Raw genomic sequence first — 13,737 nt, 5'->3', positions numbered from 1 at the left:
GATGGCGATGCGAAGAACGGCGCTCTTCCTCGTCGGCGCCGTTCTCGCGGCCGTGCTGGCCGGCGCCGAAGGGCACGAGGAGGCGCAGTTCGTCGTCCGCATCTCGGCGCCCCACATGCTCAGCCCGGGCCGGCTGGGGGCCGACGTGATCGTGGAAGGCCTTCGACCTGAGCCTCAACCGACCATCGAATGGACGGTTGCCGTCGGCGGGCAGGTGGTCCGCCGGCCGACGCATCCCTTGATCGCGCCGCGAGTTCCCGCCTCGATTGATCTGCCGGCGGGCCGGATTCGCGTCGGCGGCGATGTGTCCGTCGCGGAGTTCACGCCCGTGCCGCCGCTCGAAGAGAATCTCCCGATCAGCGTCGAGATCGTCGTGCGCCAGGGAGACACGACGGCCGTCGCCCGGCAGACGGTCGTGATGCGCTTGCCTACCGTGATCGTTCCCGGATACTTGAATGACATCGCCGAGGCCGCCGATCCCGAGGTGATGTCGGGGTTCGAGCGGCGAGGGTTCTCCGCGGCCGGTCCTTCTCCGGACCTGTTTTGGTTCACGTATCGATCCCGAGCGCTCTCGCTGCGCGACGCGGCCGCGGCGCTGGCGGCGTACGTGCGGAACGTCGTGCTTCGCGCCGCATACGCGGCGCGGATCAACGTCGTCGGGTACAGCCTCGGCGGGCTGATCGCCCGATGGAACATCGCCTTCGAACCGGGCTGGAGCCGTCTGGTGGACCGATTGATTCTGGTGGCCACGCCCAACGAAGGATCGGTCGCCTCCTACGTGTACGCCTGGTACCCCGCGGGGATTCTCGCGCGGACACGCGCGGCGCGGGAATTGCTGCCGACGTTCCCGTTCTGGCGTCCGGATCCCCAGTCATCGTGGACGATCCCGCCCGACGGCCGGAACCCGACGCTCGCGGAACTCAACGCGCATCCGTTGCCCGAATCTGTCCGCGCGTACGCGCTGTACGGCCGCCGAGAGGGCGGCACGATGTCCGGGGTCACCGGCCGATTCCCGAACATCGGGTTCTCGTTCGGGCCGGGCGACGGCGTCGTGCTGACCGCAAGCGCGCTGGGGTTGCCTGTAAACGGCGGCGGCGGGGTGCCGGGACTTACGGATCGGTTTGTCGCCGCCATCGACCTGGGGCCGCAGAGACACCTCCAACTGCTCGTCGTCGCCGCTCCCAAGATCGCCGACATGCTGATCGATCGAACGACGACATATCGATTCGGCCCCGTCCCGTGCGCATGCCGGTCCCGGGTCCAGGAGGCGCCGCGTGTCCTTCCACTTCTTGACTCACTTTGACCCGCCGCCGAAAGCGGCGGCGGAGTTTCGCACCGAACTGCGGCGTGTCGCCGGACCGACGCGGGCCGAGGCGGGATGCCTCCGGTACCAGGCGTTTGAATCCGTGCGGGAACCGGCCGCCTTCGCCGTGCACTCCGAGTGGGTGGACGAGGCCGCGTTCGAGGCGCACAGCCGGCTGCCGCACACCGTGCGCTTCGTCGCCGCGGCGGAGCGGCTGCTCGGCCGCCCCGTCCAGGGGCTGCGGGCGCGGCCGCTCGGCGGAGAACTCGACCCCGCCGCGCCGTGACGGCGGAGCGCCGCGTGATCCGGCCGGTTGTTGGCCCGGGCCGCATGTGGTATACTTTTTTTCGGCAGTTCGAGCAGAACGCAGAGCCCGGGGGGTAGCGCCGGCGTACGCTGCACGACCGGGCGTAGGCCTCGGCGAACGGGCGTGCGGTAGTAACGGCATCAAGTCGGCGCGTCTGCGAGGAGTGGGTAGGACACCCACTCTTTCGTTTCTTCGGGGCGTCGAAGGGGCTGAAGGTGAGCAGGCGGCAGGAAATTGCAGGCCAGGTCGAGGCGCTGGCGGCGCCGATCGGAGCCCACATGGGGCTCGAGATCGTCGACGTCGAGTTGGCCGGCGACGCTCGGCGTCCGGTGCTGCGCGTCCTGGTCGAGCGAGACAGCGGCGGGGCGGGGATCGAAGACTGCGCCCGGCTCAGCGAGGCGCTCAGCCGTGAGCTCGACTTGTACGATCTGCCGATCGGGCGTTACACGCTGGAAGTGGCGAGCCCGGGGCTCGATCGGGCGCTGCGGAAGCCGGCGGAGTTCGTCCGGTTTGCCGGACGAACCGTCGCGGTGACGGCGCATGCGCCCCTCGATGGGCAGCGGCGGTTCCGGGGCCGGCTGCTGGGCCTGGTGGACGGGCGGGTTTCGGTGCAGTTGGAAGACGGGCGTGAGGTGCGTTTCGGCATGGACGAGATCGCGCAGGCGCGCCTGGTGGTCGATGAAGAGGTGCTGCGGCAAGATCTGCGGCGCTCATAAGTCCGGGGAACGCCGGCCGGGTGGCAGGCGCGGGCGGGCGATGAGGTTCATGGCGGCCGGCGAGTTCGCCGTCAGGCGGTGCGCCGGCGGTGGAGGTGCCTGGTGAACAATCAGGAGCTGATTCGGGCGGTTCGGCAACTCGAGGAGGAAAAGGGCCTCAGCACGGACGTGCTGGTGGAGGCCATCGAGGCCGCGCTGCTCTCGGCATATAAGAAAAACTTCGGGCAGGCGGCGCAGAACATCCGCGTCGAGCTGGACCGTGAGACGGGCGAGCAGCACGTGTACAGCGTGCGGACGATCGTCGGCGAGGTGACCGATCCCAACACCGAGGTCCCGATCGCCGAGGCGCGTCAGTGGGACCCCGACAGCCAGATCGGCGACATCGTCGAGGTCGAGGTGACGCCCAAGGACTTCGGCCGCATCGCCGCGCAGACCGCGAAACAGGTGATCGTGCAGCGCATCCGGGAAGCGGAGCGCGACATGGTCTACCGCGAGTTCCGCGACCGCGAGGGCGACATCGTCACCGGGACGGTCCAGCGCGTGGAGCGGCGGAACGTGTACATGGATCTCGGCCGCATCGAGGCCGTGCTGCCGCCGACGGAACAGGTGCCGCGCGAGGGCTACCGGCAGAACGACCGGGTGAAGGCCTACGTGGTCGAGGTCAAGCAGGGCAACCGGGGCCCGCAGATCGTCGTCAGCCGGACGCACCCGGGTCTGCTCAAGCGGTTGTTCGAGCTGGAAGTGCCGGAGATCTACGAGGGCATCGTCGAGATCAAGGCGATCGCGCGCGAGGCCGGCGCCCGCAGCAAGGTCGGGGTCGTCTCGCGCGACCGCAATGTCGACGCGGTCGGCGCCTGCGTGGGCCCGAAGGGGACGCGCGTCCAGTCGATCGTCGACGAGCTGCGCGGCGAGAAGATCGACATCGTTCCGTGGTCGCCCGATCAGGCGACGTTTGTCGCGAGCGCGCTGAGCCCCGCGAAGGTCATCCGCGTCGAGATCAACGAGGAGACGAAGACGGCGCTGGTGATCGTGCCGGACAACCAGCTGTCGCTGGCGATCGGCAAGGAGGGCCAGAACGCCCGCCTCGCCGCGAAGCTGACCGGCTGGCGCATCGACATCAAGAGCGAGTCGCAGATCAAGGAGCTCGAAGCGCGCAAGATCTTCGCCGATCTGCCGGCGGAGGAGCCCGCCCCGCAGCCGGCGGCGGCCGCGTCCGGACATCTCGAGTCCGCGCCGCAGCCCGGAGCCCAGGCCGAGGACGGTCCGGCGGCCGACCCCGTGCCCGCCGACAAGCCGGTCCAACACGTCGGCGAGCGGGCCGGCGGAGACTAGCCGGGTGCCGAAGGTCCGCAAGATCCCGCAGCGGCAGTGCGTCGCCTGCGGCCGGGTCCGGGCGAAGCGCGATCTTGTGCGGGTGGTCCGGACGCCCGGGGGCGATGTTCGCGTCGACGCCACGGGGAAGGTCTCGGGACGCGGCGCCTACGTTTGTCCGGACGGCGCGTGCATCGATCGCGCCCTGCGGGGCGGACGCCTCGCCGGCGCGCTCGCGCAGCCCCTGGCGGAGGACATCGCGCAGCGGCTGCGAGAAGCGATCGTGCGGCCCGCGGCGCCTCGCATGCCCGTCGTTCGCCGCGTCTCGCTCAAGGAGCAGCAGCAATGAGTGAAGCGCAGGAGGCCGCGAGGCCGGAGGTCCTGCGCCCGACAGGGGAGGGGTTCTGGTGAAGGTACACGAGCTGGCCAGGGAACTCGGCCTGACCAGCAAGGAACTTATCGACCGGCTGGAGACCCTCAAGGTCTCGGTTCGCAACCACATGTCCGTTCTCGACGACGACACCGTGGCGCGGGTCCGCCGCGCCGTCGTGTCGGGGTCGGCCGCGGCCGGTACACCATCCTCCTCGCCTGAACCCGCGCGTGGGCCCGCCCGCGTCGTGGCCGACGATAAGGTGCGGCAGAGCGACTTTCTCCGCGAGAAGTACGGAGCCGACGTAAAGGGCGTCCGGGTGTTCCGCGCGCCCCGGCCTGAGCCGGCGGCGCCTCCCGCCCCGGAACCGGCGCAGCCGGCGGCGGCCGGCACCGCCGCACGGCCCGCGGCCGGCAAGCCGGCGGAGACCGCCGGGCGAAGCCCGGCGGCGCGTCCTGCCGCGGCGTCCGCCGGCGGCACGGCGGTGAAGCGTCCCGCGGAGGGCAAGACCGACGCGAAGCGGCCCGCGACGCCGGCACGGGAACGGCCGGCCGCCCACGCACCCGCGGGTGCCGCGCCCGCGGCCCCGGCCAAGGAAAAGACGATCCGGTTCGGCGACGTGCGCAAGACGCCGCGATACGAGCCCGGCACGACGGCCGCGCCGCCGAGGCCGGCGCTCGAACCGCTGCCGGCGGCCCCTGAACCCGCGCGTCCGGTCGAGCGGGCGAGGCCCGTCGAAGCGCCGCCGCCTCCGCCGCAGGCGCCCGCCGAACCGGCGGCTCCGCAGCCGGTCCGCTATCTCGAGCTCGGCGGCCCGATCCAGGTTGGCGACCTGGCGTCCCGGATGGGCGTCGGCGCGGGCGAAGTGGTGAAGAAGCTCGTCGAGAACGGCGTGCTGGCCGGCGTCAACCACATGATCCCGCTCGAAGTGGCGGCGAAGGTCATGGCGGCGTTCAACTACGCGCCGAAGGCCAGAGTCGTCGAGCAGGTCCAGGAAGTGGCGCCGACCCTCGAGGTGTCCGAGACGACGCCGCAAGAGAAGGGCACGACGCCTCGGCCGCCGATCGTCACGGTGATGGGGCACGTCGATCACGGCAAGACGAGCCTGCTCGACGCGATCCGCAAGACGTCCGTCGCCGCGCGCGAGTTCGGCGGGATCACGCAGCACATCGGCGCGTACACGGCCGAGGTGAACGGGAAGAAGATCGCGTTCATCGACACCCCGGGCCACGAGGCGTTTACCGCGCTGCGCGCCCGCGGCGCCCAGGTGACCGACATCGCCGTGCTGGTGGTCGCGGCCGACGACGGTGTGATGCCGCAGACGATCGAGGCCATCAACCACGCCAAGGCGGCGCGCGTGCCGATCGTGGTGGCGATCAACAAGATCGACATCCCGCAGGCCAATCCGGACCGCGTGAAGCAGCAGCTCTCGGATCTCGGGCTGGTGCCGGAGGACTGGGGCGGCGACACGATCATGGTGCCCGTCTCGGCGCGGCAGGGCACGGGGATCGACACGCTGCTCGAGATGATTCTGCTGGTCGCGGAGCTGCGCGATCTGCGCGCCACGCCCGAAAAGCCGGCGCGTGCCACGGTCGTGGAGGCGCGCCTCGACAAGGGGCGCGGCCCGGTGGCGACCATCTTGGTCCAGGACGGGACGCTGCGCGTGGGCGACGCGGTCGTGGTGGGCGAGACCTACGGGCGCATCCGCGCGATGCAGAGCGAGGCCGGGGTGCGCACCGAAACGGCCGGCCCGAGCACCCCGGTTGAGATCATCGGCCTGAGCGACGTGCCGCAGGCCGGCGACCTGCTCGAGTCCGTCTCCAACGAGCGCATCGCCAAGGCTGTGGCGGAAGAGCGGCGGGAGCGCCGCCGCGCCGCGGAGCAGGCCCGGTCGCGCCAGCTCAGCGTCGAGGAGATCTCGCGCGAGACCGGCACCATCACCGAGCGCCGCGAGCTGCGCGTGATCGTGAAGGGCGACGTGCAGGGCTCCGTCGAGGCGCTCGTCCCGGCGATCGAGCGGGTCACCACCCCCGAGGTGCTGATCACGATTCTGCACGCCGCGGTCGGCAACATCAGCGAATCGGACGTGATGCTCGCCGCGGCCAGCCAGGCCGTGATCGTCGGCTTCAACGTCCGGCCGGAGCCCCAGACGCGGAAACTCGCCGAGCAGGAGCATGTCGACATCCGCCTCTACCGCGTGATCTACGAGGTGTTGGACGACATCAAGAAGGTGACGACCGGCATGCTGGCGCCCAAGATGGTCGAGGTGGTGCTGGGCCGCGTGGAGGTCCGGCGCGTCTACTCGATCAGCCGCGTGGGCACGATCGCCGGCAGCTACGTGACCTCGGGCCGCATCACCCGCGGCGCGAAGGTGCGCGTGATCCGGGACGGCATCGTCGTGCACGAGGGCGTCGTCGGCTCGCTGCGGCGGTTCAAGGAAGACGTGCGGGAAGTGCTCGAAGGCTTCGAGTGCGGCATCCAGATCGAGCGGTTCAACGACGTGAAGGAAGGCGACGTCTTCGAGGTGTTCGCCGTGGAGGCGGCGCCGGCCTAAGCGCGGCGGGCCATGGTGGTGGGGGTGCTGCACGTCGAGTGCGGCCTGCCGGGCACGCAGAGCATCAAGGACAAGCGCCGGATCGTCAAGTCGATCCTCGACCGGCTCCATCACCGCTTCAACGTCGCGGCGGCCGAAGTGACGTATCAGGACTCCTGGCGGCGCGCCGGGCTGGCGGTCGCCTGCGTCAGCACCGACACCCGCCACGCCGACTCGGTGCTGGCCCGCGTGGCGCGCGAGATCGAGCATCACGGCGAGCTGGTGCTGCTCGACTACAGCACCGAGATGCGATGAGCCGGCAGGAGGCTGCGAAGGCGGCCGGAGGTCCTGCGCAGACGGGAGCGGTAAGGGAGGGGCCGGTCATGACGAGTCCGCGCATCGCCCGTCTCCGCGAGCTCTTCAAAGAGGAAACCAGCGCGATTCTGCAGCGCAACATGCGGGACCCGCGCATCGGGTTCGTCTCCGTCACCGACGTCGAGCTCAGTCCCGACCTCCGCCACGCCCGGATCTTCGTGAGCGTGTACGGGGACGCCGAGGCGAAGGCGCGCACGATGGAGGGCCTGCGGAGCGCGGAGGGGTTCGTGCGCACCGAACTGGCGCACCGGATCCGGCTGCGCTACACGCCCGAGGTGACCTTCCGGATCGACGAATCGATCGAGCAGGGCGACCGCGTCAACCGCCTGCTGCGGCAGGTTACCAAGGAGCGCGACGACCGGGACCCCGAATGACGCCGGCCGAACGGATCGCGGAAACGCTTCTGGGCCGGCGGGTGCTGCTCCTCAACCACGTCTCGCCCGACGGCGACTGCCTCGGATCGACGCTCGCGCTCGCGCGCGCGCTCCGGGCGCGCGGCCAGCAGGCGGTGGTCGCGAGCAGCGACGGGGTGCCGGAGATGTACCGGTTTCTGCCCGGCGCGAACCAGATCGTGACGGCGCTCGCCGCGGATGAGCCGTTCGGGGCCGCGGTGTTCATGGAATGCAGCACGCCGGACCGGGCGGGGGCGCTGGCGGCGCGGGCGGTCGGCGTGCCGCTGTGGATCAACATCGATCACCACATGAGCAACGGCGGCTACGGCGATCTGATCCTCTACGATCCGGCCGCCGCGGCGGTCGGGGAACTCGTGACGCCGATCGTCCAGGCCCTCGGCCCGATCGACGCCGACGGCGCAACGTGCCTGCTCACCGCCCTCCTCACCGACACCGGCAGCTTCCGGTACGCGAGCGTGACCCCGCGCACGCTGCGCATCGCCGCGGATCTGGTCCAGGCCGGCGCACGTCCCGTGGACATCTACACGCAGGTGTACGAGAACCGTCCCGCCGCCGCGCTGCGGCTGCTGGGTATGGCGCTGAGCCGCCTCGAGGTATCGCCCGACGGCCGCATCGCCTGGACGTCGGTGACGCAGGAGATGCTGCGGACGTCCGGCACGTCGATGGAAGAGTCGGAGGGGATCGTCGGGATGCTGCGCGCCATCGGCGGCGTCCAGGTCGCACTGTTGTTTAAGGAAGAGCCGGACGGGATCCGGGTCAGCATGCGCGGCCGTCCCGGGGTGCGGGTGAACGTCGTCGCCGAAGCCTTCGCCGGCGGGGGCCATGCAGCCGCGGCCGGGTTCACCGCGACCGGGCCGCTGCCCGAGGTGGTGCGCCGCACGCTGGACGCGGTGCAGCGCGAGCTCGCGGCCGGCGCGGTCTCCTGAGGCGCGCCGTGGACGGCGTTCTCAACGTCCTGAAGCCGCCGGGGATGACGTCGCACGACGTCGTCGATGCCGTGCGACGCCTTGCGGGGCTCCGGCGCGTCGGCCACACCGGCACGCTCGACCCCGGCGCCGCCGGGGTGCTCGTGCTGTGCCTGGGACGGGCGACCCGGCTCAGCGAGTTCCTGATGGACGTCGATAAGGAGTATCGTGTCGAGCTGCGTCTCGGCGTGCGCACCAGCACCGGCGACGCCTACGGCGAGATACTGCCGCCGCCCGCGGCCGGCCACCGTGAGATTACAGCGCGAGACGGGGCGCCGCCGGCAGGAGGGCGCGGAGCGACCGGAGGTCCTGCGCCAGACAGGGCGCGGCGGGCCGCCGTGGAAGGCGTCCTCCGCCGGTTCACCGGGGAGATCCTGCAGGTGCCGCCGATGGTGTCGGCCATTCACCACGAAGGGGCCCGGCTCTACGAGCTTGCGCGGCGCGGCGAGGTGGTGGACGTCCAGCCGCGGCCGATTGTCGTCCACGAAATCGAGATCGTAAGCCACGACCGCGACTGGATGCGCCTCCTGCTGCACGTGACGTGCGGCAAGGGCGCGTACATCCGCAAGTTGTGCGCCGACGTCGGGGATGCGCTCGGTGTGGGCGGCTACGCGCACTTCATGGTGCGCACCCGCACGGGCACGTTCGAGATCGAGCACGCGCGCACCCTCGAGGAGTTGGGCGCGCTCGCCGCGGCGGGCGCGCTCGAGGGCGCCCTGATCTCGATGGACGACGCCGTGGGGCACCTTCCGGCCGTCGATCTCTCCGACCAGAGCGTGAGCGACGTGCTGCACGGGCATCCCGTGCCGGCCTGGAAGGCGGGACACGCGCTCGCCGATGAGCTGCCGGTGCGACTCCGCAGCCGGCGCGGCACGCTCGTCGCCCTCGCGCGGGTGGAGCAGGGATTGCTCCGTCCGTTCAAGGTATTGGCCGGCGGGGGCGGCGCTCCGGCACCGCAGTCGCGCCCGGCGGGACCCGGGAGGCCGCGTGCGCCGCATCTTCGGCCTCGCTGACTGGCCGGCCGAGGTCCGGGCGCCGGTCCTCGCGCTCGGCACGTTCGACGGGGTTCATCTCGGCCACCGGCGCGTCATCGGGCTCGCCGCCGAGCGCGCGCGGGCGCGCGGCGGGCCGGCCGCGGCGCTGACGTTCGAACCGCATCCGCTCGAGGTCCTGCGGCCGGGCCGCGAGCCGGTCCTCCTCAGCACAATCGACGAACGGCTCGAACAGTTCGAGACGCTCGGCCTGGACGCGGCCCTCGTGCTGCCGTTCGACGACGCGTTCTCGCGGATTTCCGCCGCGGCGTGGCTCGGCGACGTGCTGCGCGGGCGCCTCGACGCCCGCGAGATCGTCGCGGGGTCGTCGTATACCTTCGGGTTCCGCCGCGAGGGGACGGCGCGCCAGCTGGAGGCGTGGGGCCGGGAGGCGGACGTCCCGGTCCATCTCGTCCCCGCCGTGCTTATCGGCGGTGAGCCGGTCAGCAGCAGCCGCATACGCGCCGCGCTGCGGGAAGGCCTCGTCGAGGACGCCGGGCGCCTGCTCGGCCGGCGCTACCGTCTGGCCGGACGGGTGGTCCCCGGCGAAGGACGCGGCCGTACGATCGGCGTGCCGACGGCCAATCTCGCGGTCGAGCCGCGCAAGATCGTCCCGGCGCACGGCGTGTACGCGACCGTCGCCACCGTGCGCGGCCGCCCCTACGGCGGCGCGACCAACATCGGCACCCGCCCGACCTTCGGCGGGGGCGGGGTCAGCGTCGAGACCTTCCTGCTCGATTTCGACGGCGACTGCGCCGGCGAACCGATGACGCTCGAGTTCGCGCGGCGCGTCCGCGACGAGCGCGCGTTTCCCGACGCGGCCGCGCTCACCCGTCAGATCGCCGTCGACGTCGACGCCGTCCGGCAGTTGCTCGCCGAAGGGTGAGCGGGTATAATACGGTGGTGCAGGAGCATGTGACACCGATGTTGCGCGCTGTGGGGCGCGACACGCCCCGAAAAAAGCCGTCTCTGACCACCGTCTCGGTGGTCAGTCTGTTTTCGGCGGGGCCCGCATGAGTACGCGCCACCAGGCCCGTGAGGCCGCGCTCGGCGTGCTCTTTCAGGTCGACCTGGGCAAAGGCCGCATCGACGACGCCCTCGAACCCCTGCGCGCAGAGGGCTGGCCGCAGGACGATTGGACGCTCATCGACGGGCTCGTGCGCGGCACGCGGCGGCACGTCGAGGAGATCGACGCGTTGATCCGCAGCGTCGCGGAGCACTGGACCCTCGAGCGCATGGCGACGGTGGACCGGAACGTGCTCCGCATGGCGATCTTCGAGCTGCAGCACACCGACACCCCAGTCGGCGTCATCATCAACGAGGCGGTCGAGCTGGCGAAGCAGTACAGCACGGAAGAGTCGGGGCGGTTCGTCAACGGCATGCTCGGCCGAATCGTCCGGCTCGACCCGCGCCTGGTTCGGCAGGCCGCTCCGTAGTGGCGCCTCGGAGTGCGGGTGCGTCTTTTGGTATCCGGCCGGGTCCAAGGCGTCGGCTTTCGTGAGTTCACCCGCCGGACGGCGCACCGGTTGGGCGTGGGGGGCTGGGTGCGCAATCTGTCCGACGGGCGCGTCGAGGTCGTGGCGGACGGCGAGCGTCCCGCGCTCGATGCGCTGGTGAACGCCGTGAGCAGCGGGCCGCCGGGGGCCTTCGTACGCGACGTCCACCAGGATTGGCAGCCGGACCCGGGCCAGGGAAAGGAGTTCGAGATCCGCTAAGCCAGGATGCCGGAAACGTCCCGCCGACCGGTCGCCATCGAGAGCGTTCTCGCCGAGCACGGCCGGCTCGTCGAGAGCGCCCTGGACCGGTATCTCCCCTCGGAAAGCGCCCCCCCGGCCGACGTCCACCGCGCCATGCGGTACAGCGTGTTTGCCGGCGGCAAGCGGCTGCGTCCGATGCTGGTCATCGCCGGCGCCGAGGTCGCGGGCGCCCCGCCCGAGGCCGTGCTGCCCTCGGCCTGCGCGGTCGAGCTGATCCACACCTACTCGCTGATTCACGACGACCTGCCGTCCATGGACGACTCGGCGGTCCGGCGGGGACGGCCGACCTGCCACGTGGTCTTCGGCGAGGCGATGGCCGTGCTGGCCGGCGACGCCCTGCACGCGCATGCGTTCGAGCTGCTGGCGCGGAACGCCGACGTGCCGGGATGTCCGCCGGACCGGGTGGTGCGGGCGATTCGCGAGTTGACGCTCGGCATCGGCAGTGAAGGGATGGTCGGCGGCCAGGTGCTCGACCTGCTCGCCGTCCACGCCGTGCCGGCCGAGGCCGAGGTCCGTCAGATTCACCGTCTGAAGACCGGCGCGCTCATCCGGGCCTGCCTGAAGATCGGCGCTGTGCTTGCCGGAGCCGAGGAGGGTGATCTCCGCGCGCTCGACCGCTACGGGGAGCACATGGGCCTCGCCTTCCAGATCATCGACGATATCCTCGACGTCGTCGGCGAGAGCGGCAAGCTCGGCAAGGGAACCGGGGCCGACGCCAGCCAGTCGAAGGTGACGTTCCCGGCCGTGTTCGGCCTCGAGCGGTCGCGGCGGCTCGCGGCGGAGGCGACGGACGACGCGGTGCTGGCCCTCGCACCGCTCGGCGCGCGCAGCGCGCGGCTCGAAGATCTTGCGATCTATCTGCTGGAGCGGGACCGGTGAAGCGGGGGACCGGCGTGCGGCTGGACGAACGGCTGGTGCTGGAGGGCCTCGCGGACACCCGGGCCCGTGCGCAGGCCGCGGTCCTCGCGGGACGCGTCACCGTCGACGGCGCCGTCGCGGATAAGCCGGGCCGCCGCGTGACGCCGGAGATGCGCGTCGGCGTGGTCGCTCCGGCGCACCCGTACGTCGGCCGGGGCGGCGTCAAGCTCGCGCACGCGCTGGCGGCGTTCGGGATCGACGCGCGCGGCGCCGTGGCGATCGATCTCGGCGCCAGCACCGGCGGCTTCACCGACTGTCTGCTGCAGGCGGGGGCCGTCCGGGTCTACGCCGTGGACGTCGGACATGGGCAGCTCGCCTGGAGTCTCCGGCGGGATCCGCGGGTGATCGTCATGGAAGGCACGAACGCACGGCAGCTTACACCCGACCGGTTTGCCGCCGCCGCCGATCTCGTCACCGCGGACCTGTCGTTCATCAGCCTGCGCCTCGTGTGGAACGTGATCGCCGGGCTCGTCCGGCCGGGCGGAAGCGTCGTCGCGCTCGTCAAACCGCAATTCGAAGCGGGCCGGGCCGCGGTGGGGCGCGGCGGGGTCGTCCGCGATCCCGCGGTGCACGCCGCGGTCGTCGAGGACGCGCTCGCCGCCGCCGCGCGGTCGGGGCTCACGCCGGCGGCGGTGACGCCGTCACCAATCACCGGTCCGGCCGGGAACATCGAGTACCTGGCGCATCTCATCAGGCAGGGGACGGCGGCGGTGCCGGCGCGCCCCCGGCCGGCCGCCTGGCGGCCGACTCCGGCGCTCGACATCGATGCCGCCGTCGCGGACGCGCACCGACGCCTCGGAAGGCGCGGCGCATGAACGCCGTCGGCCTGATCGTCAACATCGAGAAATTGCGGGGCGACCCCGAGGTCGGACACCTGGCGCGGCACGCGGTGACGCTGCTGACCTCGCGCGGGGTCGACGTGATCGTCAACCAGGAGAGCGCGCAGACCCTCGGCCTCTCCGAGCTCGGCGCGCCGGCCGCCGAGCTCGCCGGGCGCGTGGAGATGCTGGTCGTTTTCGGCGGAGACGGCACGATCTTGAATTCGGCCCGGCAGGCCGCACCCAACGGGATTCCTATCCTCGGCGTGAACCTCGGCGGGTTCGGCTTCCTGGCCGAGGTGCACGACCGGGCCGTCGACGACGCGCTGCTGCGCGTCCTCGCCGGCGATTACCGCGTGGACGAGCGGATGATGCTGCTGGCGCAGATCTGCCGCGTCAAGTCCACGGCGGCCGGCGCCGGAGAGGAACGGATCGTCCGCGAGCTCCTGGCGCTCAACGACGTCGTCGTCACGAAGAGCGGCTACGCCCGAATTCTACGGATCCGCACCGACATCAACGACGACCACCTGGCCACGCACCTGGCGGATGGACTCATCGTCGCCACCCCGACCGGCTCGACGGCGTACTCGCTCTCGGCAGGCGGCCCGATCCTGCACCCCGATCTCGACGCGATCGTGCTCACCCCGATCTGCGCGCACACGCTGAACGCCCGCGCCGTCGTGCTTTCCGGCAACGAGGCGATCACGATCCGCGTCGAGCCGACCGGCGCGCCGTCCGTGCTGACGGTCGACGGCCAGGAGGGCGAACCGCTCGAGCCGGAAGATATCGTGCGGGTGGCGCGGGCGCCGTGCCGGACGCGCCTCGTCCGCCTCGGGCGCACGGGCTTCTATCGGCTGCTGCGCACGAAGCTGTCGTGGGGCGGCGAACGATGATGGGCGGACCGGAAGGACTCGGCCGGA

Annotated in this window: 16 protein-coding genes; all 16 read left to right on the top strand. The window is 71.5% G+C overall.

The window, feature by feature from the left end:
- Nucleotide 1 precedes the first annotated feature (1 nt).
- The 16 genes from VKT83_09015 (at nucleotide 2) to VKT83_08940 (ending at nucleotide 13,710) form a co-directional block, all read left to right on the top strand.
- A complete protein-coding gene (locus VKT83_09015; protein ID HLY22594.1) occupies nucleotides 2-1,303 on the top strand; it encodes an alpha/beta fold hydrolase in 1,302 nt (433 codons plus the stop codon).
- Complete coding sequence (locus VKT83_09010) at nucleotides 1,275-1,589, top strand: putative quinol monooxygenase (GenBank protein HLY22593.1); 315 nt, start codon at nucleotides 1,275-1,277, stop codon at nucleotides 1,587-1,589. Before VKT83_09015 ends, VKT83_09010 begins: the two co-directional genes overlap by 29 nt.
- Nucleotides 1,590-1,825: 236 nt before the next feature.
- Nucleotides 1,826-2,326: a ribosome maturation factor RimP gene (rimP, locus tag VKT83_09005; GenBank protein HLY22592.1), complete on the top strand. Its 501-nt coding sequence runs from the start codon at nucleotides 1,826-1,828 to the stop codon at nucleotides 2,324-2,326.
- 102 nt (nucleotides 2,327-2,428) lie between these two features.
- On the top strand, nucleotides 2,429-3,658 hold the full coding sequence (gene nusA, locus VKT83_09000; protein ID HLY22591.1) for a transcription termination factor NusA: 1,230 nt from the start codon (nucleotides 2,429-2,431) through the stop codon (nucleotides 3,656-3,658).
- Between the two features lie 4 nt (nucleotides 3,659-3,662).
- Nucleotides 3,663-3,986 (top strand): YlxR family protein, encoded by a 324-nt coding sequence (locus VKT83_08995; GenBank protein ID HLY22590.1) that lies wholly within the window; start codon nucleotides 3,663-3,665, stop codon nucleotides 3,984-3,986.
- A gap of 58 nt (nucleotides 3,987-4,044) precedes the next feature.
- Nucleotides 4,045-6,561 carry a translation initiation factor IF-2 gene (gene infB, locus VKT83_08990; protein ID HLY22589.1) on the top strand — a complete coding sequence of 839 codons (2,517 nt, stop codon included), beginning with the start codon at nucleotides 4,045-4,047 and terminating at the stop codon, nucleotides 6,559-6,561.
- Nucleotides 6,562-6,573: 12 nt separating this feature from the next.
- Entirely contained in the window at nucleotides 6,574-6,855 is a 282-nt protein-coding gene (locus VKT83_08985; protein HLY22588.1) for a DUF503 domain-containing protein, read from the top strand.
- A 68-nt stretch (nucleotides 6,856-6,923) separates the two neighbouring features.
- Nucleotides 6,924-7,289 (top strand): 30S ribosome-binding factor RbfA, encoded by a 366-nt coding sequence (rbfA, locus tag VKT83_08980; GenBank protein HLY22587.1) that lies wholly within the window; start codon nucleotides 6,924-6,926, stop codon nucleotides 7,287-7,289.
- A complete protein-coding gene (locus tag VKT83_08975; GenBank protein ID HLY22586.1) occupies nucleotides 7,286-8,254 on the top strand; it encodes a DHHA1 domain-containing protein in 969 nt (322 codons plus the stop codon). Before rbfA ends, VKT83_08975 begins: the two co-directional genes overlap by 4 nt.
- A gap of 8 nt (nucleotides 8,255-8,262) precedes the next feature.
- Nucleotides 8,263-9,306, top strand: a complete 1,044-nt coding sequence (locus tag VKT83_08970; protein HLY22585.1) for a tRNA pseudouridine(55) synthase TruB — start codon at nucleotides 8,263-8,265, stop codon at nucleotides 9,304-9,306.
- Nucleotides 9,281-10,210 carry a bifunctional riboflavin kinase/FAD synthetase gene (locus VKT83_08965; protein ID HLY22584.1) on the top strand — a complete coding sequence of 310 codons (930 nt, stop codon included), beginning with the start codon at nucleotides 9,281-9,283 and terminating at the stop codon, nucleotides 10,208-10,210. The genes VKT83_08970 and VKT83_08965 overlap by 26 nt, the downstream gene beginning before the upstream one ends.
- A 127-nt stretch (nucleotides 10,211-10,337) precedes the next feature.
- Nucleotides 10,338-10,760 (top strand): transcription antitermination factor NusB, encoded by a 423-nt coding sequence (gene nusB / locus VKT83_08960; GenBank protein HLY22583.1) that lies wholly within the window; start codon nucleotides 10,338-10,340, stop codon nucleotides 10,758-10,760.
- A gap of 12 nt (nucleotides 10,761-10,772) precedes the next feature.
- Complete coding sequence (locus VKT83_08955; protein HLY22582.1) at nucleotides 10,773-11,039, top strand: acylphosphatase; 267 nt, start codon at nucleotides 10,773-10,775, stop codon at nucleotides 11,037-11,039.
- Nucleotides 11,040-11,045: 6 nt separating this feature from the next.
- Nucleotides 11,046-11,960 carry a farnesyl diphosphate synthase gene (locus VKT83_08950; GenBank protein ID HLY22581.1) on the top strand — a complete coding sequence of 305 codons (915 nt, stop codon included), beginning with the start codon at nucleotides 11,046-11,048 and terminating at the stop codon, nucleotides 11,958-11,960.
- Complete coding sequence (locus tag VKT83_08945; protein ID HLY22580.1) at nucleotides 11,957-12,814, top strand: TlyA family RNA methyltransferase; 858 nt, start codon at nucleotides 11,957-11,959, stop codon at nucleotides 12,812-12,814. Before VKT83_08950 ends, VKT83_08945 begins: the two co-directional genes overlap by 4 nt.
- On the top strand, nucleotides 12,811-13,710 hold the full coding sequence (locus VKT83_08940) for an NAD(+)/NADH kinase (GenBank protein ID HLY22579.1): 900 nt from the start codon (nucleotides 12,811-12,813) through the stop codon (nucleotides 13,708-13,710). Before VKT83_08945 ends, VKT83_08940 begins: the two co-directional genes overlap by 4 nt.
- Nucleotides 13,711-13,737: the final 27 nt, after the last annotated feature.

The organism is bacterium, from assembly GCA_035308905.1.
Lineage (GTDB): Bacteria > Sysuimicrobiota > Sysuimicrobiia > Sysuimicrobiales > Segetimicrobiaceae > DASSJF01.
This window is presented reverse-complemented; position numbering and strand designations above follow the sequence as displayed.